Source organism: Paenibacillus sp. XP01 (assembly GCF_057364885.1).
This window is the reverse complement of the sequence record NZ_CP139481.1, coordinates 3541995-3568725: the sequence shown is the minus strand read 5'-3', so window position 1 is coordinate 3568725 and position 26731 is coordinate 3541995. Positions and strand designations below refer to the sequence as shown.

At 49.7% G+C, this 26731-nt stretch carries 18 protein-coding genes; 4 read left to right on the top strand and 14 right to left on the bottom strand.

Annotated features, from left to right (window positions below; translation table 11 throughout):
* Positions 1 to 524 precede the first annotated feature (524 nt).
* Positions 525 to 1034: a hypothetical protein gene (locus SNR34_RS16220; RefSeq protein ID WP_236414312.1), complete on the top strand. Its 510-nt coding sequence runs from the start codon at positions 525 to 527 to the stop codon at positions 1032 to 1034.
* A 50-nt stretch (positions 1035 to 1084) separates the two neighbouring features.
* On the opposite strand, the gene SNR34_RS16215 is transcribed toward SNR34_RS16220, so the two are convergent.
* The 12 genes from SNR34_RS16215 to SNR34_RS16160 form a co-directional block, all read right to left on the bottom strand.
* Entirely contained in the window at positions 1085 to 1519 is a 435-nt protein-coding gene (locus SNR34_RS16215; protein WP_236414311.1) for a hypothetical protein, read from the bottom strand.
* An 874-nt stretch (positions 1520 to 2393) separates the two neighbouring features.
* Positions 2394 to 4103: an ABC transporter ATP-binding protein gene (locus tag SNR34_RS16210; protein ID WP_486179597.1), complete on the bottom strand. Its 1710-nt coding sequence runs from the start codon at positions 4101 to 4103 to the stop codon at positions 2394 to 2396.
* A 408-nt stretch (positions 4104 to 4511) separates the two neighbouring features.
* Positions 4512 to 5024 (bottom strand): hypothetical protein, encoded by a 513-nt coding sequence (locus tag SNR34_RS16205; protein WP_486179596.1) that lies wholly within the window; start codon positions 5022 to 5024, stop codon positions 4512 to 4514.
* 200 nt (positions 5025 to 5224) lie between these two features.
* Positions 5225 to 7759: a WG repeat-containing protein gene (locus SNR34_RS16200; RefSeq protein ID WP_486179595.1), complete on the bottom strand. Its 2535-nt coding sequence runs from the start codon at positions 7757 to 7759 to the stop codon at positions 5225 to 5227.
* Positions 7760 to 7857: 98 nt separating this feature from the next.
* Complete coding sequence (locus SNR34_RS16195; RefSeq protein WP_486179594.1) at positions 7858 to 9234, bottom strand: hypothetical protein; 1377 nt, start codon at positions 9232 to 9234, stop codon at positions 7858 to 7860.
* A 16-nt stretch (positions 9235 to 9250) separates the two neighbouring features.
* Positions 9251 to 9793: a sigma-70 family RNA polymerase sigma factor gene (locus SNR34_RS16190; RefSeq protein ID WP_486179593.1), complete on the bottom strand. Its 543-nt coding sequence runs from the start codon at positions 9791 to 9793 to the stop codon at positions 9251 to 9253.
* 134 nt (positions 9794 to 9927) lie between these two features.
* Positions 9928 to 10233 carry a hypothetical protein gene (locus SNR34_RS16185; protein WP_486179592.1) on the bottom strand — a complete coding sequence of 102 codons (306 nt, stop codon included), beginning with the start codon at positions 10231 to 10233 and terminating at the stop codon, positions 9928 to 9930.
* The gene (locus tag SNR34_RS16180; RefSeq protein WP_486179591.1) at positions 10202 to 12004 is read right to left on the bottom strand and encodes a hypothetical protein; all 1803 of its coding nucleotides are present in this window, start codon (positions 12002 to 12004) and stop codon (positions 10202 to 10204) included. The genes SNR34_RS16185 and SNR34_RS16180 overlap by 32 nt, the downstream gene beginning before the upstream one ends.
* Positions 12005 to 12008: 4 nt before the next feature.
* Entirely contained in the window at positions 12009 to 15563 is a 3555-nt protein-coding gene (locus SNR34_RS16175; protein ID WP_486179590.1) for a DUF4132 domain-containing protein, read from the bottom strand.
* Between the two features lie 69 nt (positions 15564 to 15632).
* Positions 15633 to 16811: a VWA domain-containing protein gene (locus tag SNR34_RS16170; RefSeq protein WP_486179589.1), complete on the bottom strand. Its 1179-nt coding sequence runs from the start codon at positions 16809 to 16811 to the stop codon at positions 15633 to 15635.
* The gene (locus tag SNR34_RS16165) at positions 16796 to 19195 is read right to left on the bottom strand and encodes a DUF5682 family protein (protein WP_486179588.1); all 2400 of its coding nucleotides are present in this window, start codon (positions 19193 to 19195) and stop codon (positions 16796 to 16798) included. The genes SNR34_RS16170 and SNR34_RS16165 overlap by 16 nt, the downstream gene beginning before the upstream one ends.
* Complete coding sequence (locus tag SNR34_RS16160; RefSeq protein ID WP_486179587.1) at positions 19183 to 20283, bottom strand: ATP-binding protein; 1101 nt, start codon at positions 20281 to 20283, stop codon at positions 19183 to 19185. The genes SNR34_RS16165 and SNR34_RS16160 overlap by 13 nt, the downstream gene beginning before the upstream one ends.
* A gap of 280 nt (positions 20284 to 20563) precedes the next feature.
* Between SNR34_RS16160 and SNR34_RS16155 the strand changes: the two genes are divergently transcribed.
* The 3 genes from SNR34_RS16155 to SNR34_RS16145 all read left to right on the top strand — a co-directional run bounded on the left by SNR34_RS16155 (position 20564) and on the right by SNR34_RS16145 (position 23752).
* A complete protein-coding gene (locus SNR34_RS16155; protein ID WP_486179586.1) occupies positions 20564 to 21757 on the top strand; it encodes a cytochrome P450 family protein in 1194 nt (397 codons plus the stop codon).
* Between the two features lie 354 nt (positions 21758 to 22111).
* Complete coding sequence (locus tag SNR34_RS16150; RefSeq protein ID WP_236414284.1) at positions 22112 to 22396, top strand: ArsR/SmtB family transcription factor; 285 nt, start codon at positions 22112 to 22114, stop codon at positions 22394 to 22396.
* Between the two features lie 177 nt (positions 22397 to 22573).
* Positions 22574 to 23752, top strand: a complete 1179-nt coding sequence (locus SNR34_RS16145; protein ID WP_236414283.1) for an MFS transporter — start codon at positions 22574 to 22576, stop codon at positions 23750 to 23752.
* A gap of 75 nt (positions 23753 to 23827) precedes the next feature.
* Here SNR34_RS16145 and SNR34_RS16140 read toward each other — a convergent pair whose 3' ends face one another.
* Positions 23828 to 24583, bottom strand: coding sequence for an SDR family NAD(P)-dependent oxidoreductase (locus SNR34_RS16140; protein ID WP_486179585.1), 756 nt, complete (start codon positions 24581 to 24583; stop codon positions 23828 to 23830).
* Between the two features lie 302 nt (positions 24584 to 24885).
* Positions 24886 to 26613 (bottom strand): ubiquinone-dependent pyruvate dehydrogenase, encoded by a 1728-nt coding sequence (gene poxB, locus SNR34_RS16135; RefSeq protein WP_236414281.1) that lies wholly within the window; start codon positions 26611 to 26613, stop codon positions 24886 to 24888.
* Positions 26614 to 26731: the final 118 nt, after the last annotated feature.

Sequence of the window (26731 nt, the reverse complement as noted above, 5' to 3'; positions counted from 1 at the left end):
CCAATCGATCAGATCAAAGCAGCAGCGTATAACCCTCGGTTTGACCTTCTGCCAGGCGATACGGAATATGAAAGCTTCGGAGAAGCATCGAGGAGTTTGGGTACGTCCAGCCTATCGGTGGGCATCGAAGGTATAAGATCATGGTCAACGAGCTTGGCCAAACTGAATTGCAAGTGCTTGTAGTCTTTCTGGCGGGTTAGCAAATGATAAGCAATCGTCATCATGGAATGTGGAACGGCAACTGCCGCTCGCTGCTTTCCTTTGCGGGCTGAGATTTGAGCTCAGAGATCGTTATCAGATCCACGTATGGAGTGGGAGGGGTTCGATGAGGGTGGAACGGAGATACTTGTTGCCTTAGCCTGTTATGGAAGACTTTCGTTTACCGGCGCTTTCGTTATGCCCCGGAACAAGGCCAACCCAAGTCGAATAAATAGTAGGATATACCTATATACGAGAGTTCAAAATATGGATATATTTGTAATTGTAGGGTAAATATTTCAATAAATCGAGGAGGTATTTAATCTATGCTAATCTTCTCCAGAAACTACAAAATTGCTTTCGCTATGTTATTTACATTTTTGCTGTTTATCTCCCCTGTAAATCCGTCCTATGCTGAATCTTCTGAAGATGTATCTTCCAAATTGGTAGTCACAGAGATCGGATCGGCTACTCCCAAATTTGAAACACTAGCGGTTAAGAAGTGGGGACCTTACGCTGTCAGAACACGTAACATAAATGAGTTTGATGGTGCAAGTGTATATACAAACAGTGGTGTGTCATCCTTTGAAATTACTGATGTACAAATGGTAGGCGTTCACGCTGGCGAAAAAGCAAACTTCACCTTGTCAATTACTGACTTTACGACAGGAAACCTCATGTGGAGTAAAACTTTTACTGAAGATGTAACAGGGAGAAGCTGGAACGTGAGCAATGTGGTTCCAGGGAGAACATACCAAGTTGTTATAACATCCAATACAAACAATGACATGGATGGCGGATTTTGGCTCACAGTTGACGGTTACGCATATCAATAAAATCAAAAGGATGCCAATACGTTAATTTCGCGTTTTGCATCCTTTGTTTTTTACTTGATAGTAGAGGCATATTGCATCATGGTATTTTTGTTAAAATGAGAACTACTCATTTCAATAAGAATATTATTTTTAACCCATGTTAGCGTGCCACCATGATTATTTCTAAATGGGCTATAATGGTACTTAACCCCATTCTTTATTATTAGTTCTGTGCTGTCCGATTGATTTATTTCTTGCCCATGGTAATAGCTCTCATAAAGACTTAGTACAGGGTCAGTATCTGACAAGTAAAATATCACAAATGAACCATCAATCTTTTTAGTGACAACCTCAAATTCTCCAGAAATACTTGCGTATAGAGGCTTAAAGTTCACCTTCATATTATCAGACCCTTTTTCTTCCACCTTTAGGGGTTCCGCATTTACTGATGTGTCATAAACAAATATTGAAATCAAACACAAAACAAGAAGCATTCTCTTATTCATGGTTACCTCCACTAAAGTTTTATCTGGTAAATAGCATAAACCTTAGAGAATTAAACTATACATAAAATCCAACAATTGGTTTAATTTCAGGAAAGATGGACGTTTTTTGTGTGTTTAACATCAGGAATATGAAGGGAAGTATACTGCAATCGGTACATAGCCCGTTAAATAGTGACAGAAAGTTTCACCTGTAAAGAGCATATCTACATATGTACAAAATACGGGTTTTGTGAAATAGTGTCTAAAATTAGGAATGCTGTTGCATCTGTTGGCTGTATTGTTTTTTTTGATTATCCGTTGTTTTTGGATTATTCCGTTCCTTTCCTTTTTCTTCGAAGTTCGATTAGTTCGATTGAGATTATAATCTTTCCAACTTTGTATTTAATGTTTCCCATAAAGAAAACCTGAATCAATGTTTCACTCGGTGTGCATATGTTACATTTTGGTAAAAACACTTTCGATGTGGCCAAAATTTTCACCCAACGATCACCAGGAAATATTCATCATATTTTTCTCGATTATATATGGATAAATGTATCCTTTTATAAATATTAACCCCGAGAAATTTTTCATTCCGTATGGATAAATATGATAATCGTTGTTGTTCTCTTGATGTATCTCTTGATGCTTTTGTCTAAATATCGTGCTAAAATTCTCTAACTAATCTTCTGTGTTGGGTCCAAGAGAATACTTCTCACCAATTTAGAAAGCGCTTGCAAAAAAGGAATCAATCTGGTTTTAACCTATATGTTTTCTCCACAGTACACTCGGTCCGCCGCAGCTTCTTTATTGCCGAGGACTTCCGCAACAAATTACGAAAATCCTCGGCTTTGCACATCCTTATTTCATCCGATAAATCCAGGCTGCCTAAAACTCAATATAACGAAGCAGACGCACCAGTCTCCATGTCTTCCTTCCCCTGTTTGTTCCAAAGCTCCTTAAACATTTCGCAATCGCGAATCAATTCGTCGAAACGGCCTTCCGCGAGAATGGAGCCTTGATCCATGACGACAATCTTATCGACGTTTTGAACAAAGTTTAACCGATGAGCTACGATGAGGATCGTTTTGCCGCGGAACTCCCTCAGCATCAGGTCCATCATGCGCTGCTCCGTAATATTGTCAAGTGCGGATACCGGTTCATCCAGAATCAACACGTTTCGGCGTTGAAACAGCACACGGGCAAATGCCAGTCGCTGGCGTTCCCCGCCGGACAGCTTCAGTCCTTTTTCGCCGACCAGCGTATTTAATCCGTCCGGCAGCTTCCGGACTTTTTCCTTTAGATCTACTTTATCCAAAATGCCATAAAGTTCCTCGTCCGTGGCAGGATGATCGAAAGCGATATTGCCTCGAATCGTTGCATCGAAGATCGGCGAGTCCTGAGACAAATACGAAATATGGCCATAATAGCTGTTCAGGTTTACATCATCGATATCGATGCCGTCCAGCAGGAGCTCGCCTTCTTTCTTTTTCAGCAGACCGATGATCAGTTTGATCATGGTGGATTTTCCCCCTCCGCTCAAACCAACGAGCGCCACGGAAGTTCCTGAAGGAATGGTAAGCGAAACATCATGCAATATGCGGGTGCTCCCATAGTCAAAGGAAACGTTTTTGAATTCGATTTCTCCCTCCAATACGTGTACTTCACGACCGCTATTCAGATTTCGATCCTCCGTCGCCTCAATGAAATCCTGAAACCTGCGATAGGTCACCCGATTCAAGCGATAGTCCACAAACAGCACGTTGAAAATGGCGATCGGCGAATAGATTTTCTCAATGAACATGAACAATGCAACAATCACGCCGATGGAAGATTCGCCTTGAATGACGCTCTGGATGCCTACAATCAGAATAATCATTTTAATGATCGTGACGAACAATTCAAAAATCGTGAAAAAAGCTTCATGGATCATGCGCATGCTCGCACTTTGTTGAATCATTCGACGAGCCGAAGCGCTTAGCTTGGCCAGCTCTGTTTCATACCTTTTATTTGTGCGGAACACCACAAGCTCCATGAATCCGCGTATGGAATGACGGGACATAGACTCCTGCTGACGAAGAACGGCCTCTTTCATACGGTACAACAATTTCAGGATCAGGTTGGTCACGATAAAAATGACGACATAACCTGCAGCAATCGCCAACATAATCCGTGCATCATAAAAGCTGATAAACAACAAGCTGAACAATATGGTCGGCAGCAGCTCATGCAACGTTTTCAGAAAAAAACCGTATATGATTTCATTACCGGCTTCCGCCCCGTTTTCGATCACTTTGATCATCTGGCCGGTCCCCAGGTTCTGATAAGCCTGATAGTCCATTCGCGAGATTTTGGACAACGCCATAATCTTCAGTTTTTCGGTAATGCTTTTGGACAGATGCACGCTTGGATATTCATCGACGTAATTCAGGATGACCATCCCGCCAAGCAAAAGCCCGTAGATCCAGATGTGATCCATAATTTCGTCAAAATGCCGAACCTGAACCGCCAGATCCAGCACCTTCTGGAAGTATACAATTCCCAAGCTGCTGAGGAACTGAATACCGCAACCGATCCCTATATAGATAAGTATCCACCATTTCAACTGACGCAGACACGTTTTTAACACAATACTCATACCCCTTATCTTTTGAAAATAGAAAAAGCCAGCACACCCGTGACCGATGGCAAACAAAGAGAACGTTCTTATACAAACGTCTCCTGTTTCCACCCGTTGTCGGTGTCCTGACTTTCACTCAATGAATGCCTGGCACCGTTCAAAGCTCCAGTTCGTGGATCAAAAGGGCAGACCACCCCCTTGATAGCCGGTACGCGTTTTGACCCGGCCCGAGAACTAGTTACTTCGAACGATACGGAACGACATCCACTTCACCTCAATTCAATAGATAAATCCCATTATATCCCTCTCGCTAGCGCAATTCAATGCATTTCACGCAAATCCTCTCCCGATATGACCAATCACCCACCATTAGCAGCCTGGATGTTCCATACATCACTTCATCACGGGTTGATTACGCTGATTACGTTCGTCCACTGCCACAGGTTTATGCCAAACCCAATACTCCAACAAGGCATACACCAGCCCTGCGATCGCAAAAAGCCAGCGTGACGTACTCTGGTTCAAATCATATCCGGTAACAAAATAATCGCTGTACAACTGATGGAAGATCCATCCGCCTCCCCATCCGCCAATCCCCGTGTAAATCATGGCTCTTACTGCAACAATTGGAATCCATCTACGCATGACCCAAGAAAACGGAAACGCCACCAGCATGTAAAATGCCGCCACATAATGACCGAAGGCAAACAGCATTAAAAGAAAATACATGTTCCCTGCATTCATTAAGCCATAGTATTCCGTGGTCCCAATTTTCATGCCCTCAATGGCTTCCAGCGCAAAGGCAGCTCCGAATGCAGCAATCATGAAACACAAACCTTGCAGCAGAAACCGCCGAACGATACTCCCTGCCATTTTTGAAATCACCTCAAATGAATAAACGCCCACGGCCCGAAAATAGTTACGTCCCTACGTACCGTTACATGGTTAAAATGTACGACGGCGACATGGGGGCTAACGTTCACCTGTTCACTTCTTCCACCGGTGCGCGGTGCGGTATCGATGAAGTCCGAGCAAATCGGCGGGAGCGACGATGTTCTGACCATACCAAAAAGCCATATGTTCATATGGCTTCACGGATTTTGATTTTATGGATGATACAGCGTCGGTTCCGGCGCGTGAAAAGCTCTCCAAAACGAGCCCTCGGTATCAATGATCTCACGGATCTGCGCGAAAGGAATCGTGAAGGTCGGGAATCCCGCCGCATATGGGGCAATTTCGTAAGGCGCAAAATAAACATGGAGCGCGTCCGCAGTAACAAAAAACGGCTGATCGGTACGGATGCCCTTATACGTATCGGGAAACACATACGAATATTGCGGATCATTTTTAATCTGTTCACCAACGATGTCGCTGAGTACCTTGACATAATCGCTGCCTGGTTTAAATAAATCCTTCAGTTCATACATTTCCCCGGTATCGAGATTGATGATGGCGTAGACCATGGTCGGCATGCCATGAGCGGCGCCAAACGGATAATTGTAACCGGTAAGCTGCAGCTGCAGGAGCTTATATTGATAAAAGGTGATGTCGAAATCGCCCGTATAACTATAATCAAGCTTCTGGTCAGACGGAATCGGTTTTATCCCGGACATCGCTTTGAGTTTGGTATTGACGTCCTTTTCAACGGCAGGACTCGAAAAGCCTTCAACCTGCGGGTAATACACAAAGTAGTCCGGATTCGGATTGAACTGCTGCTCCACGACGCGAAACGGCGGACGAAGCGGAACGACGGTATTTTGCTTCCAAATGGTCTGCCCTGCCCTGTTCACATAAGACAAGCGTTGCTGGACGAACACCCGGATGAGATCAGGCTCCAATACCTCCAGCGTTCCGGCGCCTTCAACACGGGGATATCCCTCGGCCGGCTGGCCGTTCAGTTGGATCAGAAAAGTTTGTTTGCCGTCGGTCACGGAAGCAAGCCCATGCTTATAATCCTCCACGCCCGTATACACAAACTTGGTTAGCCTGCGGCCATCCGCATTTGCAATCGCATAAACGGAGCCAAGAAACGGTTCTTCCGCCTTGATCGCTTTGCCCAGCGCAAGCCGGTGTTCACCCAAATCCCGAATGTCGTTATACGAAGGCTGGACGATATATACCCCCTGCGGGTCAATGACGCCATACTTCCAATTGGAATCTTCTGCAATGCTTACGATGGCTCGCCCGCTTTTAAAAGGAAATGCCGTATTGAATTTGGGCTCGATGCGGATGCGCCCCTGTTCGTCGATGTAACCGTAAGGACCGGACAATTCCTGCTGAAACGAAAGCAGCTCTTCTCCAAGCGGTCCGACAGAGGCGTATGGATACACGGCCAATTTTTGTCCACGTTGATCGATCAGGGCGTATTCCCGTTCTTTCGTCTGAACGACAGCTTTACCTTGTTGGAAATCACCCGCAGCCATAAATTGGGCCGGAATGGCGACTTGACCGGATGCATCCAGATAACCGTAACGAATCTCGCTCGTATTCGCTTGGCCTTGAATGGATTCGTAAAATACAGCCCGGCCATCCTGCAAATCGCCGATATACGGATAGGCTCTGGAAGTGAGCACGCGTCCTTGTTCATCGATCATGTTAAAGCCTTGGGCGTCAATGGCATTTGCCCGGCCTTCCGAAAAAGGATAGATCGAATCATAAACCGGTTGAACAACAAACCGCCCCTGAAGATCGATTATTCCGGCTTTGCCACGACTCTCAACGACGGCCAACCCGTTGGGTTGGAAAGCCTCCGCCTGATCGAGCACGGGTTCCAAGCGGATACGTCCGTCAGCGTCCATATATCCCCACTTCGTACCGTTGGTCGTCCGGACCGAAACGGGATACAGCCACATCAAAGCACGCTCATGGTGGCCATGATGGCCAAGCGCTTGTTTAATCTGTTGCTCCAGTGCCAGAAGCGCCGCTCTCGAAGGATAAGGCTGATCGAAGCTAAGGGCCTTTTGTACCGAAATAAGCGCTGCATGCCATAATCCCGCCCGATACTGCGCTTCCGCCAAATAACTCCAATAGAACGGATAATCCGGATGCTGGCGTACCAACTGTTCATAATACTGGACCACTTTTGGAAAGTAATACGGGTAGATGTCCGGGGCCGATACCCAGTGCTGGTGATCCCAGCGAACGACATCTACTCGGTATGCCTCTCCGGTATCATGCACCCATAATGCGATTTCGGCTTTTCCATCTCTTCCGTGTTGGCCAGGCATATCCATAATTTCAGCCATGCTGTAGACCATGTCCTCTGGCGCGAGATCCGTCAGTCCGGATTCGGTCCATTCATAGACGGACAATTTGGACCAGATCGCTCCGATCTGCCATCCTACGATCAAGTTGTTTCGTGCCGTGGAAGTAACTTGTGCGGCTGTAAGGAGCGTAACGCCATAGCCCATGCCTTTCGTCAAGGACATTTTAACCCACTTGCCTGCGATAAACGTCAATACAAGCAGCATCAGCTGCCCGTCCTGCTCATATACGGCCGCAATTTCCGGCGAGCCGTCCCCGGTAAGGTCTGCCGCATAGACAGCCGGGTGTTTGACCGGTTTCTCGATCGTGACCATCGTGGCTCCTGCCGGGAGCTGTTCATTCACAATTTGAATCAATAGCGGTTCGCTCATGGACATGCCTGTTTCCTCCCTTATGTCCGCGTACGCCTATCGTATGCGGGATAAGCCAGGATATGACATTTGCTGTTTAATTTTCTGGCAGCGTTTCCTCTTTTTTAATCGTGCAGCGGAACGGATATTCCGTTCAAAATAAGCTCCCTAACGTGGCTCACGGGGATCGTTTCGGTTGAGATCCATTTGACGATTTCCTGATCCAACTGCACAAACCCTGAATCGGCCTCAATGGTTGTTCCGTCCTGTATAACAATTCGCAGATCGAGGCGCTCCGAATCGATTTCAGATAAGTCTCCTGTAAGCGTCACACCTAATTCAGAGACTTCCACGTTCAAGGGCCCTGAATTTGAATGAGTAGAGGCATGCTGGAGCCTTGCCTTTTTCTTGACGGCGCTCTGCTTCAAATCAAACGTGGTCTTCCACGTTCCCTTCACGAATGCATCGTAACTGGTGAACTTTCCTTTCAAATGAAGGCGCTGGAGCTCGCGAATATCCGGAATATCGAAAATATACTCCTCATAATCCCCGCCCATTTGAACGCCGTCTTTTTCATAGGAGCCATAGCTGATGGAAGACAAGGGAGCATCCTGCTCCTGCCCCTGATCGTCCACAAAGTAAAAATAGCCATGATTATAGGTACCCATTTCAGCATCTGGATTGATCTGAATATGCAGTTTGCCATTAACCATTCCTACGTTGGAAATATACATCCACTCCAGGCCCGGCACGGGAATATGCATTTGATCTGGCTTAAGTACAGGGATCGAGGATTGACTCGTGATTTCATCATACTGTGGTCCTCCCCCTCCGCTAATCCAATCTTTCATTGGATCCAAGGTGATAATGGAGTCTTCTGTTTGTTGTTCCAACAATGCGGACCAGTTCAAATCCACGTCAATATCTTCATTCGTTTGTGAACCAGTCAGGAAAGAACTGATCTTAACCGTAATTCGGTCTTTAAGATGTTCTCCTTGAACCAGGAATCGTACAATGGCCTTTTTGCTTGTTTCATCGTAATGGACCAGCTGTGCATTGTGTGCCCGGCCACCAGTCACACGGAAATCATAGACATCGAGCGTATCGGTTACGCGATGGCCTGTCAGATCCATGAGAGCGACATATATTTCAGCCGTATCTCCATCGCGAACCGCACCCAGTATATCCATGCGGATGCCTTGATCCTCGCTGGAACGGTTTACGGGAGTTAAGATGTCCAGACGGCTCTTGTCCAGAAAATGCAGAACGGCTGACAAATCCACGATGTTCATGGCCGCCGCGGCTCCAGTAAGTACGCCGATCGAAAGGATCGCGACGATGGGGATAGATACGGCTTTACGCATTCGCGTTCGGCGGAGGGTCGGCTCTTGTTGTTCATGGGTCTTGTCGGGTAACCGTCCTGCTGCCTCGGTTTTTTCATAAAACCTTTGTTTGATGTTTGCCAGGTTACGTGCGGTGAATGGTTGATTCGGATTGGACATGAAAATCACACCTCCTTTATTTTCGATTTTCCCACCAAGTGCGGAGTCGCTGTTTGGAACGGTATAGCTTGTTATGTACCTGTCTAAGCTGCAAAGACATGGATTCCGATATTTCGCCGGGCTTCTGATCGTCATATAATCGGCGTTTCATAATTTCCCGGTCGGGTTCCGGAAAAAGGTCTATCATTTGTTCCAGTTCTTCCCGATTTTCTTGACGGATGACTTGAGTAAGCACGTCCGGGCTGGACTGAAAATGAATTTGTTCCTCGTATTTGGCCTCTTTGGCCCGTACCAACTTACGATAACGGTCAATCGCTTTGCGTTTGGCCACCATCGCCAAGTAATTTTTCAATGAACTTCTCTCGGGGTCATATGCATCCGGGTTTTGCCAAAACGCAAAAAAGGTGTCTGCCACACACTCCTCCACTTCTTCTTCAGGTGCTAACCGCAAAATGGACCGTACCACGTTCCACAGCAGACCGGCGTATTGGTTCATCAGACTTTCCATCACATTTGCGTCACGCCTGACGATAGCATCCCGTATGTTCTGATCTGACATCGTGAACCTCCTTTCTTATAGGGTTAAATGCTCAAACCGAATTCACTTTATATACGAATGAAACCTCGAATTTACTTAATGCCAACAAAAAAAGATTTACAGAGGAGTCATCCCCTGCAAATCTTTGATCCTACCTATTTGTACGAGGATGGCTCCTGCAATCCAAGTCTCACATATTGGGTGATGCGGCAATACAGATCCAGGAGCTGAACCTCATCGCCATCACCCAGCGCCATTTTCCTCCCCTGATCCACGAGGTGACCTACTAACTCTTGCAGGAAAGACGCCTCAAAGCGCTTTACCTGTTCAAGAATCGCTTCCAGTACGTCAACATCCTTCATGCTGAATTGGGTCAGTCCCCGCAGCAGCATTTCTTCACCCCAGCTTTGGATTCGTTCCAATATGGCATTATATTCTTGCAAACCGTCCCATCCTTCCATAACCGGCATCCAGCTTCAGGTTGATCACCTGCTGCCCTTTCAGAAAACTGATGGGACGCAAGCGTCCGGCCTCGACACGCATAAATACGAGGAAATGTTCCAGCTTGGCGATGCCGTGCCCCGACTCCAGACGCTGGATCATCGTGCTCCAATCCTTGTCGTAAGGAAACGACAGATCGAGCAGTTCTCCGGTGTCGCTCTCTACCGTAAGCGTCAGCTCTTGCTTCTGTTTATCATAGGCTTGATCGAAAACACGGGTGGCTTTTACCAGAGCAAGCTGCTCCTGAGGCATGGAGAACAGTTGACACGATCTTGGCCCTCCACTATTCGAAAGGGCAGAAAACTCTTGTGTAAAGGGGCCAAAATCCATGTCTTCTACCGGCCTGCGTGTCAACAGTTTCAGCTTGGCTCCCTCTCCGGATGAGAGTCTGCGATCTTCGTTGACCTTAATCCCGTGGAAACACAGCTCTTCGCCTGCAAATTGTCGGTAGCTTACGTTGGGCAGCCACGGAATCGTCGAACGGTAATGATCGTCGAACTGGAATTGCTGTTGCTCGTAATATACGGCGCGAACGTCGCTGAAGGTATACATTTGCTGGTCCTGCAGCCCGTAAAAATAGTACGTGATCCCCCGATAACCCGACTGCGTCTCCCAAGCATCTGCCCCAAGTCCATATAGATGCAGATCAGGGACTGTATAATACTTGCTGCGAAAGCTGCCGATCAGCTGGCTTTGCTGCATGGTGGATACCTGCTTCTGTTCCAATACCTGCAGAGCAAGGTATAGCTTCGTGACCCGATCAAGCATGGTTGGCATGGAGAAACGAATATGCCTGGTCAGAAAAAGCTGAAGTTCCCCCTGGATTCCTCGCAAACTGCGTTCGATATCCGGCAGATTGCCGCTGTGGGCTGTGATCGCCAACGTTTCGAGCTGGGCCATGTACGATTCAGGCAAGCGGGCTAACCCTACCCGTAACATTTCAGCTAACATGCGACGACACTCTTTGACCGTCTCCAGCGAGAATTTAGCTTCATATGCCTTTCCGCCAAGCGTGTCCGCATCGTGAAGTCCGTGCTTCTTCCGATAACGAAGCAATGCTTCCAGTTTGGCCATATTCCCGGCAGCCTGTTTCACCTTGCATAGCGCTTTGCTTAAACCAGGCTCTTCCGTGAAGGAGACTTCGATGTTCTGCCGGACAAGCCGTACCGTGAGCAAGGAGTCATGACTGATTTCAATGTCTTCGGGATAACTCAGGCGGAACATGACTTCTTCCAGGGCAGAGGCACTGTACGATCGGATCAATGCAAGCAAGTCGGCGTGCAGCATCCATTCGAACCGGGATCGCGACCGGGCTTCCGGGGCAGCAGCGTTCTCTCGATCATCCTCGCCAGCTGCCACATGCGTCGTCACCGATCCGGATTCCACCTCCGTGAAGGCCTGTTCCGCATTAACGTCATGTGCTTTTTCGGCAGGCACCTCGGCTGCGGCATGCGTCTGTTGGTAATACAAAATGGAGATGAGCACATGTTTGCACAAATGATCCGAAGGGCATGAGCAGTTCCAGTGATCCAAGGTGCTTTCCAAGGTGCACGTGATGCCGTCGCCCAGATGGCACGTTACGGCTGTCTCTCCCCATTCGTACTGCACGCTCACGCCTTGGGCAATGTCCTTCAAGGAACGCTTGTACAATCCTTTATTGGCATGGCGGATCAAATAATCTTCGGTACACAGCTCGACGAATGCCTGAAATTTCCGTTCAAATGACGTCACGTAATCAGCGCCCCGATGCTCTCAAGATGTCATACAACGTTTCACTAAACACGCGCCCCGGGACCTTGCCCAGAGAAATCGCTTTGTGGTCGCTGTAATAATATTGTTTCTGGTTCCCTGGGTTAAAGAAAATCAGGGATTCGAGCGTAATGTCTTCCATTCCTTCATAATACGTAATGCTTGTACCGCTGAATCGCAGCTCTGCAACAAGCTCGCCGTATTCTTTGTAAAATTCGTTAAACCAGCCGCCATCCATGGCAGGCCCCTTGATCCAGCCGTATTTCTCCAAAGTTTTCGGAAACGCCGTTGGTGAAAGGTCTGACTCCGGCAGACGATCATATTCGCTCTTCGCCTGATCTTCCTCGTCCACAACATGAATCTCGCGTTCAAGCTGGGCGAACGGCTGGCTGATCTCGTAATCCTCCAGCTGCGTCTTCCATGCGGCAATGTCGGATGCCTCCAATTCAAGCGGATGAACCAGACCAACCATGAAGGCAGGGTCCAATTCATATTCGTCTTCATCCACCGTATTAAACGTGCCGTCTTCCATATAGCGGAAGGTTGCTGCAAGTTCATTGTCCTCATACACGCCCCAAATTAAGCCTACCGCAAACTTTTGCATGATCACGTTATCGACGAACAGGTTTTTCCACTCCTCCGCCGTCCACAGACGCTGCTTGGACAACGATTCCTCCAAACGTTGAGACTGTATGGTGACCATGGCTTTAAGGTCTTTCTTCAATTGGGCAAAGCTGGCTTTCGCCTTGGCCGCAAGTTCCGGATCGTCTTTTTGCGCAGGCGCGGGCAGCGATTTGACCGATTTTCCGGTTTCTTCGTTCCATACCGCAAGCTGCAAATCGCTGTTCACCTTGATCAAGAAGCTGCGTTCGCCATAACTGAGCCGCTGCGTCCCTTTTTCGTCAAAACCGAGTGAAGTAACCAGCCGATCCTCCAGCTGCTCCGTCGTCAGTCCCATATTTTCGGCGGCCAGCAGCAACGCCTCCTCAGCGGATCCCTTGACCTGGCGATTTTTCACCGTACGTTTGATCGAATCGATCGCCATTAGAGCGGCAGGAGCCTTCAAATAAGCCAATACTCTGACCGCATCGGCGGCAATCGCTCCCCGGCTCGACTCGGTCCATTCCTTGATTTGACGCTTGAAAATGGCAACGAGCTGCAAATCGCCGAACAGCACGGACAGATACATTACCCATTTCTCTTTGGCAGGCGCCCCTTCCTGAATCCAAAGCTGCAGCAATTCAACGGCGAAACGGGAGAGCGATTCCTCGGTGGCATAGGTACGTACTTCATTCAAGCTTTCATTCGGGGCGGCCGTATAGTCCATGGACTGAAGCAGTACATATTTTTTGATTCGTTCATCGAGCGGCGTTCCTTCGTGATCCATAAGATCAGGCAGATCCTTCAACGACAGCCAGTTCAAACGGGATACTTTTTTGGCATCGGCTTGATCTGCCAGTGCGGCATGGGCGTGTACCGGACTCAAATCGGCGGTATCCAGCAGAATTTGAATCAATGCTTTCCACTCTGCCGATTTCTCGCTTTGTAGAAGCGTTTGATAGGCCGTTTTGGGATCAGGCAGCCCGCGAATGGCGTTCAACACCATTTCCTTGATGCCGGCCTTTTTCTCCGCACGATAGATGTGAATGTACAGCTCCGCATCCGGCATGCGGTTGAAGCGTGACGTGGCGAGCGCATTGGCTTTTTTGGACGAATCCTGCAGTCCCAACCGAAGCGCCTGCGACAACTGCTCGACCGAAAGCTCTTGATCTTCCGCAAACGCAATTTCCAGCGCAAGCTGGCGCGTCTCTGCAGGCAGGTTTTTGTACTGTTTGAAGGCAGCATCCAGATGGTTTCCGATGATCCGGGTATATTCATCCTGAGGCATCGATCGGTAGCTGTATTCACGAATGCCGTTCAATTGAAGCAAACTCGAAAGCAGGTTTTCATCGTCCACGTCCGGATCGTTGCTGTACGCATCAAGCAGCTTCTCTCCACTGAACGCATAGGAGGAGTAGAGATCGGACAAAGCCTCCAACGTCCCGGTTTGGGGACGGGAAATCAGGATGGCAAACCTCCGCATCGCTTCGGAACGTACCGGCAGGAACGTAATTGCAATCAGGTTGGCAATACGTTTGGCATCCCGATTCAAATGGGTGAACAACCCGCGATTCAAGTTGTCTTTCCAATAATCCTCGAGCGAGGTTTCCCCTTTCAAATAACGGGACATGTTCAGACCGTGCCGGCCTCCGTCCGTTGGATGGGCCAGTGCGGCGAAGACGGCTTCTTCGATCGTTCCCGATCCGGACGGTAGCGAAATATCATGCTTTTCAAGCACGTAGTGAATATATAATTTGAAATAAGCAGAGCGCGAGAGCGCATACGTGCGCTTTGCCCGCTCAGTGTCGGCCAACACGGCGGCTTCCAGCGACTGCCACGGCACAAAATAACTGTACAGATCCGTGCGCAGCTGCTCGATCAGCTGATAAGGCTCGTCCGTCGGGACCAATCCGCTCAGCAGCTCATCCACGTTTTTCGCGCGGTAATCCATCGCGAGCAGGTATTGACGCACCTCCAAAGGATAGATTTCGTGCAGTTCTCGCATTGACTCAAGCAAAACGAGGCTCAGCTCGTCTTGATGCTCTAGAAATGCGTTCTTTCCCCCTTGGATGTTGATCACGTATAACAAAGCGCTGCTGATCAGCAGCATCGTGGAATGGAAATCGCCGGCAGATACCCGATCTTTTTCCCGCAAAACCGTATCCGCATACTTTTCATCGACGATTTGTTTACGTTTGGATTCAAGGTATCCATGATCCAGCTCATGCCATGATCGATTGTCCTTCGTCTGCATGTAGCCGACCACGAGCGGTTCGCACATCCGGTGCAAAAGCGTACGAAGCTCAGAAACATTTCCCGCGATGACCGCTTGGAACAGTTCCGGCAAACCTTGATGGAACAGCTGAACCTGTGCGCCGTGCTGTGCATCGCCATGCAGACCGGCATAGGCACGGAGCAAAAGAAGCGCGTTTACGATGTCATAACAGCTGTTGGATCGATGGGCTTTTTTTTGTTTCAGATGGGTCTGGATCGCTCCCAGCCTGCTTTTCAACTCATCCACGATTTCGCTCTCGCCCGCAAATGCACGAATTTTGTCCAGACGGGCAATAACAGGCCCCATCCGATCTTTGCCTTTGGTCTTGCCTCCCAATCCGTACGCGTTGGCATCGTCGCCAAGACAAACGGAAAAGGCATCCTGTCTCCACGAATTTCGGGAGTATCGGGACTCCAGATGAATGAGAATGGAGCCGGCACGGAAAAACACGTCTCCCGCATCCTTTTTACCAATTTTCATGAGCGTTTCCATGCTGTAATAGGCATAGTGGCTCGATTTGCCCAACATATCCGGAAATTCGTCGGTATTGCCCATAATATAGTCATAGATGGAGCCGCTTCGGTCCGTTTGTATCGAGTATTCCCGCGAACACTCGGTGGCGAATTTTTCGATCAAGGCCTCCAATGCACGATCTGCGGTTAACATCATACATGCCTCCTTTAAAATGTGTAGCTCTGGTTCATCCAAACAAATTTATACAAAAATTGCGTCCTTTCAGCTGATGATCTCTCCGATCCAATCTGCCAGCTCGTTTGGCGTAATGGCGGCAACGTGCGCTCCCATATTGGCGAGTGTCTGTGCGGCATGTTTGTTGTAGACGGAATCTCCGTTGAAATCAAGCGCCGTCAGCACCAGCAGCTTGCAGCCCGAATCCAGAATATCTTTGCAAGCTTTATACATGTGCTGGATCGGATAACCTTCCTCCAGATCGCTGACGAGGATGTAAATCGTTTTTCCGGGGTTATCGATCAACGTTTCACCATAACGCAGTGCTTTGGCAATATGCGTGCCCCCGCCAAGCTGCACGTTCATTAACAGATCCACCGGATCGTCGAGCCGGTCGCTGAGATCAACAACTTGGGTATCAAAAATGAACAGTTTGGTGCGCAGCGCATTGAGCCGGTAAAAAATGCTCGCCATCACTGAACTGTAGATTACCGAGTCCAGCATGCTGCCGCTTTCGTCCACGCCGATGATCACGTTCCACTTATTGTGCGGTTGAATATTGCCGTCGAAATACAGCCTGTCGATGATGAACCTGCGATTGACGCGATCGACGTTTTTCAGGTTTTTGGTCACCGTTCGCTTGAAGTTCAGGTTACGCAGCGAGCGAACCGGGCTATGTGCATATCGCGAGCGTTTGCCCATAATGCTGGCGCGCGTTTGCGACTCCAGTTTTCTGCGCAAGTCTTCCACGACTTGCCGCACGATCTCTTTGGCGCTTTTCAACACCTCGCCCTTCATGCGGCCTTTGAACTGCATAATGTTTTTGAGCAAGCCCATATTGGGTTCAAGCGACTCAAGCAATTTTTTGTCCGTCAACAGTTCGGTGAGTCCGTAACGGTCCAATGCCTGTTTTTCCAAAATCTCGACCGTCTGTCTCGGAAACAGCTTCCGAACCTTATGCAGCCATTTGGGTACCGTCAGATTGGAAGGACCTCGGCCCCCTTCTTGCCGATAGCCCTGATCTTCCCCGTATTCGCGGCTGTATAAATAGTCCAGTATTTCATCCACTTCGTTATATTGGAAATGCTGCTCGTCAAACCCGTCAGCCTGGCATAAACCTTCGCTCGCCGATTCTCCGAGGATCAATCGCCAGCGATTGAGCGCTTCCGATGAACTGCGTTTCGCCGACTCGCCAGCGGCTTCATGCATATTCAGATCAGTTTCCATGCCTCAAACTCCTTTCGGATGGCTTCATCCCAAGCCTTTGCCTGTACCAGCACTCTTTCGTCCATAGCGGGAAGGGAAAGATCGTCCACCTGAACTTGGAAGAGGCCGGCTACCCGTTCCGCAATCAACGCAACTTCCATCGGCGTAAAAAACGTAAAGGCCAGGCGCAATTCGGGAACCATGCCGATAAAATCCTCCGTAGGCAGCTGCGCCACCAAATAGTTCAATTCCTGCAACAGCTCATCTTCATACAGGAATGCATCGCGCGAAATCGCAAAAACACCTTGCAAATACAGCGCGGTTTGCAGCATTTGCTCCGGTGTACCGCGAATATAAGACCGAGCGCGCTGGGCAATTTCCTGCTTTGGCCTGTCGCCGAGCCCGGAGGATATGGCAACGCAGACCCCTTCCAATTGAGGGGGAAGTCCCTGATCCATAAGCAGATCGTTCAAGTAGGAACGGAACGTTTCGTCCTCGAATGGCTGTTCGGCCGAGTCCGCCAGCATCGATAACAGCTTCAATCCCTGAATGATGGCAGCGTGCTCGTCCTGGTTCGTATGGGCTAGCTGCGGCAGCTTGTCCACCGCATTTCGATATGCCTCCACCACCAGCAATCGCAGCCCGTCATCATTTGCAATTCCGAGCAAGTGGCGATGCTGACGAATCCGGTTCAGCGTGTGCAGGCTGTCGCATAAAGAAAGGAAATGGCCGTCTTTGCGCAAAGCGGCGCGTACCTGACTGTATAACCGTTCGGCGGTATCCTGCAGCCCCATCAACAGGGCACGCAGCATGCGCTGGGCAAGCTCTCCGCTGTGATGATCGGGAATACCCTGCATCTCTTCTTCCATTTTGCGGGCTGCCGCCTCGCGAAGGGTGCCTCCATACAGCGAGCTTTCAATCAAACGGGCTTCAACGCGTGATGAATACGCATAGACCCACGTTTCACGAACCAGGTTCATATCGCGCCGGGCTACCCAATCCGGACCGGATTGCCGCTCCGCGAACTGCGGCACCAAGTATGTAACGCATTGAAAGAGCTGGCTTAATCGGCGATGTTCCTTTTTCGCATACAGATCCAACACCTTTTTATGCTGACCCGTCGTTCCGATCTGGAGTTTTAACTCTTTGCACCATGTTTTAAAGTCTTCAACGATTGGAACGCTGAAAGGATTCGGTGCCACGGTGCCGATGGCATCTCCGGTCAGCAATTGCTGCAGTTCTTTCATAGGCTGTTCCGTCGCGAGCGTAAGCTCGCCCTTGATAAAGGCGGACAACGCCGCGTCCATGAGCTCATAGACCCCGCCTTCCGTTTTGCCTCGCAGCGCCGCCAGGTCCTGAATCATGCGATACGCTTCAATGGCGTCGCTTGTGGACACATGTTCATCGCGACTCCGCAGTTTGCGCGTCAGTTTGGCCAGCAAATCGACGGCGACTCGTTCGTATGGGCGGTTTTTCTTTCGCTGCAAATGTTCCCAGATCCATTCATAATAGCTGACGAAAGGCATGCCGCTGGCATAACCGTTCAACCGATCCGCCTCTGCATAGGTATAAACCATTGGGTAAATCTGATGCGATACGGGAGCTGTCTGAGGTAACGTATCTTGATGTGATGCTCCGCCGCCCGGTGCGGTTGCCGTCTCTATAAGCAAGCCATAGGTATGAAATCCTCCCGTAATCACCAGCACACGTTCATATGCGCCGGCGGCTTCCGCGATGTGCTCGCGCATCCGGGCTTCCCTTGCCAAATCGCCGGATGCCAGCAGCTGGCTCGGCGTATAGCACATTCTAGAACATGTGCAGTACGTAAATACGTCCAGCACAAATTCGCGCGTCGTTTTGGCCAAACCGCCGATCTCGAACACTTTCTCCCAAAGCTCGTCAAAGCTGCGGCAATTCGCCTTTTGACACAAGCGCTGAATGAACTCCGATCCGGCGAGCAATGTTTCATCCTGGCCCGAGACTTCCCTTCGCTCCGATGTTTGTGTTCCGGCCAGGTGGTGGTAGTCCAGATCGATGAAACGGGCCGGGATGCCGCGCCTGGCTGCCTCCCTGATGGCCACGTACTCCGGAGAATAACGCAGCATGGGATAATAGCAAGCATCTCTGCCGTCTTCATTTTCGTACGTATAATACAGGCTGACCGGAGGAACTGTTGCTTCGTCTGCCAGGACGCCAAGCAGCGGGTTTCCGCTTTCCGGGCCTTCGATCAGGATCATATCCGGCTTATACAGATCAATCAGCTTCAATAAATGGTAGGAACAAGCAGGACTGTGATGCCTCACTGGAAAATACAAGGTTCCGCCGTCCGTATTGAACACGCTGGTCTCAAACAGACGCAGCAGCTCATCCATGTCCAAGCCGGACGCGGCGTTTACCCGATCCATTTTTTCTCCTCATAATACTGCTTCCAAATGCCTTCATCCTTGGAACGCTCCTTGACCACCTTGGAAAAATACGTTTTGAGCACGGACAAGTCCTTGTCGTTTTCCTTGGCGATCGTACCCAGCATGTTTTGCACCAGCCGGTCGAGCGCAATGTCCTTCCCTTCATAATAATGGGATGTCATCGCGCTCTGCACATAAACGGATACCGCTTCGGCCGTGCTCATGGAAGCCTGCGGCGTGTCCAGCTTGTACCCTTCGCGGCTCATGCCCGTGCGAAGCTCCATGAAGGTCGTCGCGAGCAGTTCCACCACGTCGGTATTGATTTCAGCCTCGATGCCGCTATGCTTCAGTAAGCTGCGTGCCTGGGATTCGATGATTTTGGCTTCCATCTTCACGCTGTTGATCGGCTTGATCGTTTCAAAGTTGAATCGGCGCTTCAACGCGCCGCTCATTTCGTTAACGCCTTTGTCCCGGATGTTCGCGGTGGCGATCACGTTGAAGCCCGGTTTGGCGAACAATACTCCGCCATCCAGTTCGGGGATGCTCATGACCTTGTCGCTGAGTATGCTGATCAGGCTATCCTGCGCTTCCGAAGGACAACGCGTAATTTCCTCGAAACGGGTCAGAATGCCTTTTTTCATTCCGTTATACAACGGGGATGGCACGAGCGCGGCTTCCGAAGGTCCTTTATCAAGCAGCATCGCGTAGTTCCACGAGTACTTGATCATGTCCTCCGTCGTGCCGGCCGTACCTTGAATGGTGTTCAGGCTGGTGCCTGAAATGGCTGCGGTCAACAGCTCGCTCAGCATCGTTTTGGCCGTTCCCGGTTCTCCGACCAGCATAAGCCCCCGGTTTCCCGCCAGCGTCACCACGGCCCGCTCGATCAGCACGTCGTTGCCGTAAAATTTTCGCGTAATCGGCACCTGCTTGCCGTCCAGCACCGCCGGCTCGTCGCGCCCAATGATGAAGTCCCGCACATGCACAGGCGATAACAGCCAATTTGGAGGCCGCTTGCCCTTGTCTTCTTCCCGCAGTGCACGCAGCTGCTCCTCGTACAATGTCTCGGCCGGTGGTTTAATCATTTCCATCGTGAAGCTTTCTCCTCTCACATAACAGATCGTATGTTCTTATTGATGTTATATTAACATACTCCTTTTCAGCCTACAGGCATAAACGCCAAAAATGGTTGAAATGTCCTTCTTATCAGCATCTATACTAAGCCCTTGGACACAGATCCGCGTATAAATACGTAACAGAATTGTCCCTGTCCAGACCAATCCGGGATCATTCGTAGCAACATTTGCATATTGCCCAAGCATCTGGAAAAATAGAGTTGTATCCAAACGAGCAAAGAGAGGGGATATTCATTTGAGCAATCAGCCTGGTTCGAATTATTCCGATTTCTTCACGCCCGAATTCACCCGGAATCCGTATCCCGTTTATGCAAAAATGAGACAACAGGAACCCGTTTTTCGCATCTTGTTCCCCGATGGGCAATACGTCTGGCTTATCACGCAATATGAAGATGCGGTACAAGTGCTTAAAGATCCGCGATTCAGCAAGGACGTGGTCAAACGATACGGGGCGGAACACGCAACCATGATGACGAATAACATGCTGTTCGCCGACCCGCCCGACCATCGACGCCTGCGAGGACTCGTGCAAAAGGCATTTACGCCTAAACTCATTGCGGACATGCGCGATCACATCCAGGACATTGCCGACGACTTGCTCAACAATCTGTCATCCACGGAACGCGTGGACTTGATCGACGAATATGCATTCCCGCTGCCGATTATCGTCATTAGTGAAATTTTGGGCGTACCCTTGGAGGATCAGGACAAATTCCGGGTCTGGTCCAATGCCATCATTGATGCAAACAGCGCCGAGCATGCGGATACGTTTCAGGAGCATAGCGAGGCATTCAGGGCTTATTTGACCGAATGGTTCGCCAAAGTACGGAAGGAGCCAGGAAAGGATCTGATCAGCCAGCTTGTAGCGGCAGAGGAAGCGGGCGAGAAACTGTCCGAAGAAGAGCTGCTTGGCGTTGTCGCCCTGCTCATCATTGCCGGTCACGAAACCACCGTAAACCTGATCGGCAACGGCGTTCTTGCTTTGCTGGAACATCCGGAGCAGCGCAATCTGTTGGTCAAGCAGCCGGAGTTGATCCATCAAGCCGTCGAAGAAATGCTGCGTTATAATGGCCCCGTGGAATTCAGCACAACGCGTTGGGCCTTGGAAGATATTGAATTTCGCGGACAACATATTGCCAAAGGAGAGATTGTCATCGTTGCGCTGGATTCGGCCAACCGGGACGAAGCACGCTTCAGCGATGCAGACCTGTTCGATATCACGCGCGAGAAGAGCCCGCATTTGGCTTTCGGAACAGGCATTCACCTTTGTCTCGGAGCGCCGCTCGCCCGCCTGGAAGGGGAAATCGCCATTGCAACCTTGTTGAAACGATTTCCGCACATGCGTCTTGCATCCGACGTGGATTCGCTGGAATGGCGGGCAGGTCTGATTGTAAGAGGGGTAAAGGCCCTCCCTATTCAACTAAGCTAGAAGCAGAAACCGATCTTTCAACAACAAACCCGGAGCCGGCAGCGTTGTCTGTGGATCAACAAGCGCTGGAGCACAGGCTGATCGAACTTATTCGCGCTGGCAACACAACAGGGCTATCAAGGAATTGCGCGAGGCAAGAAGGCTGTCGCTCAAGGATGCCAAGGATGTTGTTGAAGCTCTTGAACGAAACTAAAAAGTATCACCCCTACTCCCTGCGGAAATCCTTACGCTCTTGGCATGCATCCTTGCTGTCTAAGACGAATTTTCAGCAGGGAGTTTACATTTTCCTCGATCCATGCTATCTTATTTCTATATTCCTAGAAATAAGAAATAAAGATGAAGGGACTAACCATAATGGTGAATAACCCGATTGATATGGAACAAGCCGTGAAAATTCATAAAGCGTTGGGTGAGCAAACACGGTACAAAATCGTTCAGATCTTGTCCGGTGAAAGCAATCTTTGTCCTGCCGATCTGGAGAACCGCCTTGTAACGGTGGCCCTTTCCACCTTGTCTCACCATTTGAAGCAGCTGTCCGATTGCGGCTTGCTTACATCCCAAAAAAAAGGAACCTATATCTACTACAGCCTGAATACAGACACCGTACAGCGGTATGCTCCCTATCTGTTAAACAGCTAAAAATTTTGATCGTTATTTCTATAAAACTAGAAATATCGAAAATAGGGCTGTTCGGATGAACATCAGCATGTTAGCTCACTCAATGCATTCAATGGATGGTATAACGGTTTTTCTTTGTCTTTATTTCTATATTTCTAATAATATCAAAAAAACTATTATCGAAAGAGGTTGATCTTGATGTCTAAACAGCTGAAAATCGTTGTTCTCGCTTTGGTCAGTTTTCTTGTCGGCACTTCCGAGTATATCATTGCCGGCATTCTGGATCGCATCGCCGCCACGATGCACATCTCACTGATTGCTGCCGGTCAGCTGATTACCGTATTTTCACTCGTTTACGCCCTCGGTACTCCAGTGATCATCGCCCTGACTTCCCGCTTCGATCGGCGAAAATTGCTGCTTTATTTCCTCGGTCTTTTCGTCATCGCCAATGTGCTAGCCTTCCTGCTGCCAGGATACGAATGGTTTATTGCTGCCCGTATTCTGATGGCGCTTGGCGCCGGAGTGGTTGTCGTTACCGCGCTAACCGTCGCTTCCAAAATCGCCCCTGAGGGTAAACAGGCCAGTGCCATTGCTACGGTCATTACCGGCTTCACCGCTTCCCTGATCGTGGGCGTGCCTTTGGGAAGGCTCGTTGCCGCCTCATGGGATTGGAAACTCGTTTTTGCAGGGATTGCGTTCCTTGGCCTATTATCCATGCTGGTCATTGCATCAACCATTCCGCCATTGGAAGCCGAAGCTCATGTTCCATTGAAAAAACAGTTGTCCCTCTTGAAGCAGCCCCGAATCGGCTTGGCCCTGCTTGTGACCTTTTTCTGGCTGGGCGGTTATTCGATCACCTATACGTACATTTCGCCGTATCTGATCGAAATCTCCGGCATGAGTGAAGCCGTGTTAAGCACCACCTTGCTTGCCTTCGGCATTGCAAGTCTGATCGGCTCGAAGGCAGGAGGTTACAGTGCAGACCGTCAAGGCGTAAAACGCACGCTGCTTGTGGGAATGGCTCTTCATGTGTTTAGCCTTGCGATGTTAAACTGGACATCCCACTCTTCATTCGCCATCGTAGCTGTACTTATTTTGTGGTCTTTTGCGGCCTGGTCGTCCGGTCCGACTCAACAATATCATCTCGTTACTATGGCTCCTGAATCCTCCAGCATCATGCTCAGTCTGAACAGCTCCGTTATGCAGCTCTCCATGGCTGCAGGTGCCGGTATTGGGGGGATTGCCGTCAGCGCCATATCGTTATCGTCCATCACCTGGATCGGTGCAGCCGGAGTCGCCATTGCTTTTGTGGTGGTTGGGGTCTCCTATCGATCCGCACACAGGAAAGTAACTTCAAATGCTTCAAGTGCCGCATAAGGAACAATAATCACTTGGTGATAAGAAAAAGAGAGGCTCTGTCACATACAGCGCCTCTCTTTCTTTGTTCATCCATTATTGTGCCGTTACGGCACCATCAATGGGATATACAGCACCGTTGATGTACGGAGCTTCGTCTCCAAGCAGGAAAGCAACCAGGTTCGCGATTTCTTCCGGCTTGCCGAGACGTCCCGAAGGGATGCTGTCAACGGTAGCCTTGAACACCTCCGGGTTGTCCTTGCCGAATTGCACAACCATTGGCGTTTCGATCGTTCCCGGCGCGATGGCGTTTACGCGAATTTGATCTTTGCCGTATTCGATAGCCGCCGTACGTGTCAGACCAACCACGCCATGTTTCGTCGCCGCATAAGGAGCCACGGCGGGTACGCCGACTACGCCTGCCGTTGAGGCGGTGTTGACGATCGAACCGCCGCCCGTTTTGAGCATTTCGGTAATGACATATTTCAATCCGTAAAATACGCTTCTCAAGTTAATGTCGATGATTTTGTCAAACTGTTCAATCGTGTGCTCGATCAATTTGACGCCTGGGCCCGCGATTCCGGCATTGTTAAAGAACATGTCGATGCGTCCGAACTCATCGATCGTTTTTTTTACGTAGTTTTCCACGTCCGCAGCCTTGCTCACGTCTGCCTGAACGAAAATGGCTTTTCCGCCAAGTTCCTTGATTTGTTTAACCGTTTCCCGACCTGTCTCTTCTACGAGATCAACGACAACGATGGATGCTCCCTTTTCCGCCAGCTTCAACGCGGCAGCTTGTCCCAAACCGCTTCCTGCTCCAGTAATGATAGCTACTTTTCCGGTGTGACTCATGTTGATCTCCTCCATGTCTGTACGTTTTTCGTCATCGGATGGTTAAGTCGATTTGAAGCAGTGCTCAAACATAACCTATGTAAGATGAAAAAGTATCCTTCCTGACTTACTTATTGTAAATGACTTACGACAAAAAAATCAAATTATATTTATATTGGTACATATAATATCGTTTCATAAGTATATAAAAATGGTGCGAAGAAGAGAGCGTCCAAAAAAGGACATGTTTTGAACCCGCTCTCCCTACGCATCCGATAGGTTGATGCTGCACAGCATAACGCCTGGAATTTCCCTCCAAGCCGTTAGCGCAGCAAATTCGTTTTGGCCAGCTCGATCAGCTCATCCCCACGCCCGTTAAGTACAGCCTTCATCATCCACAGCGTGAAGCCTTCCGCTTGTTTGATGCTGATTTTTGGTGGCAAGGACAGTTCCTGCCGGTTGACGACTGCGTCGATCAGGACAGGGCCGTCATGCTGCAGTGCCTGCTGGATCGCTCCTTCGACATCGGCCGGATCTTCTACCCGAATGCCTTTGATGCCCATAGCTTCCGCCACCGTCGCAAAGTTGGGATTGACGAGCTCGGTGCCTGATTCCAAAAAACCGGCCGCCTTCATTTCAAGTTCGACGAAACTAAGCGCTCCATTATTGTAAACCACAACCTTCACCGGCAGATTGTGCTGTTTCAGGGTAAGCAGGTCACCCATCAGCATGGCTAATCCGCCGTCGCCGGACAAAGAAATGACCTGCCGGCCAGGATCGGCTACTTGCGCCCCAATGCCCTGAGGCAGTGCGTTGGCCATCGTGCCATGATTGAACGAGCCGAGCAGACGGCGATTTTGGCTCATTTTCAAGTAACGTGCCGCCCATACGGTAGGCGTGCCTACGTCGCACGTAAAAATGGCATTCTCCGCGGCTGCGTCGCTGATCGCTTGCGTAAGGTATTGCGGATGGATCGGCTTTTTGCCGGGTTTGCCCACGGCCAACTCATCCAAGTCTTTACGCACCTTTTCGAAATGTTCCACACTTTTGCGCAGATGTTTGTCGCTGTGCTCTTGTGTCAAATAGGGCAGCAATGCTTCGATGGTAGCCTTCACGTCCCCGCACACCCCATAATCCAGCTTGGTTCTTCGGCCAAGGTGCGAAGCTTGAATGTCCACCTGCAGAACGATGGCCTCCTCGGGATAAAACTGCCGATACGGGAAATCTGTGCCCAACATCAGCAATATATCGCAATCCATCATCGCATGATATCCGGATGAATATCCGATCAATCCGGTCAATCCCACTGAATACGGATTGTCATACTCCAGATGCTCCTTGCCCCGGAGCGCGATGACCATCGGCGATTTCAACCTGTCGCAAAGCTGCATCAGCTGCTCATGTGCACCAGCGCATCCGGCCCCGCAGAGTAGCGTTATCTTTCGGTCGCTATTCAAGTACTCTGCAAGTTTTTGCAGTTCGGGAACGGAAGGGTGAACGACGGGCTTGGGGGTTTGGAATACATGCTCGGGTACGGGAAGATTGGCCGCCTCCAGAGCAGCAACATCGCCCGGCAACACAATAACCGAAACGCCCGAACGCGCCACCGCGGTCTGCATGGCCATCGTAATCGAACGCGGCATCTGCTTGGCCGTGGTGACGACCTCGCAATAATGGCTGCATTCCTGAAACAAATATTCCGGATGCGTGGATTGAAAATATTCGCTTCCAATCTCGTCGCTCGGAATATGTGCCGCAATGGCCAGAACGGGAACGCGATTCCGGTGGCAGTCGTACAAACCGTTAATTAAATGCATATTCCCCGGGCCGCTGCTTCCGGCGCAAACGGCAATGCTCCCGGCAACGGCCGCATCCGCTCCGGCGGCAAACGCCGCGACTTCCTCGTGACGCACGTGGATCCATTCGATTTCACCCGAACGGCGAATGGAATCGAGGATCGCGTTCAACGAGTCTCCAACAATACCATAAATACGTTTAACGCCTGCGTTTAGCAAGGCTTTAATGACAACATCCGCTACTGTCTTCTTCATGGACAATCTCCTTTATTCGCTGAATATGAGTTATGCTTCCACCTCGCCGATATACCTATTCGCATACCCGAAATCATTCAACCCGAACCAGATGACGCCAAAATCCGCCTGTCGCAGA

Bases quoted from the DNA above. Each gene is read 5' to 3' on its own strand.
- SNR34_RS16185 (WP_486179592.1), bottom strand. From the start codon at position 10,233: ATGGAAGGATGGGACGGTTTGCAAGAATATAATGCCATATTGGAACGA.
- SNR34_RS16170 (WP_486179589.1), bottom strand. From the start codon at position 16,811: ATGGAAACTGATCTGAATATGCATGAAGCCGCTGGCGAGTCGGCGAAA.
- SNR34_RS16220 (WP_236414312.1), top strand. From the start codon at position 525: ATGCTAATCTTCTCCAGAAACTACAAAATTGCTTTCGCTATGTTATTT.
- SNR34_RS16165 (WP_486179588.1), bottom strand. From the start codon at position 19,195: ATGGATCGGGTAAACGCCGCGTCCGGCTTGGACATGGATGAGCTGCTG.
- SNR34_RS16190 (WP_486179593.1), bottom strand. From the start codon at position 9,793: ATGTCAGATCAGAACATACGGGATGCTATCGTCAGGCGTGACGCAAAT.
- SNR34_RS16200 (WP_486179595.1), bottom strand. From the start codon at position 7,759: ATGTCCATGAGCGAACCGCTATTGATTCAAATTGTGAATGAACAGCTC.
- SNR34_RS16195 (WP_486179594.1), bottom strand. From the start codon at position 9,234: ATGTCCAATCCGAATCAACCATTCACCGCACGTAACCTGGCAAACATC.
- SNR34_RS16175 (WP_486179590.1), bottom strand. From the start codon at position 15,563: ATGTTAACCGCAGATCGTGCATTGGAGGCCTTGATCGAAAAATTCGCC.
- poxB (WP_236414281.1), bottom strand. From the start codon at position 26,613: ATGAAGAAGACAGTAGCGGATGTTGTCATTAAAGCCTTGCTAAACGCA.
- SNR34_RS16150 (WP_236414284.1), top strand. From the start codon at position 22,112: ATGGTGAATAACCCGATTGATATGGAACAAGCCGTGAAAATTCATAAA.
- SNR34_RS16140 (WP_486179585.1), bottom strand. From the start codon at position 24,583: ATGAGTCACACCGGAAAAGTAGCTATCATTACTGGAGCAGGAAGCGGT.
- SNR34_RS16145 (WP_236414283.1), top strand. From the start codon at position 22,574: ATGTCTAAACAGCTGAAAATCGTTGTTCTCGCTTTGGTCAGTTTTCTT.
- SNR34_RS16215 (WP_236414311.1), bottom strand. From the start codon at position 1,519: ATGAATAAGAGAATGCTTCTTGTTTTGTGTTTGATTTCAATATTTGTT.
- SNR34_RS16160 (WP_486179587.1), bottom strand. From the start codon at position 20,283: ATGGAAATGATTAAACCACCGGCCGAGACATTGTACGAGGAGCAGCTG.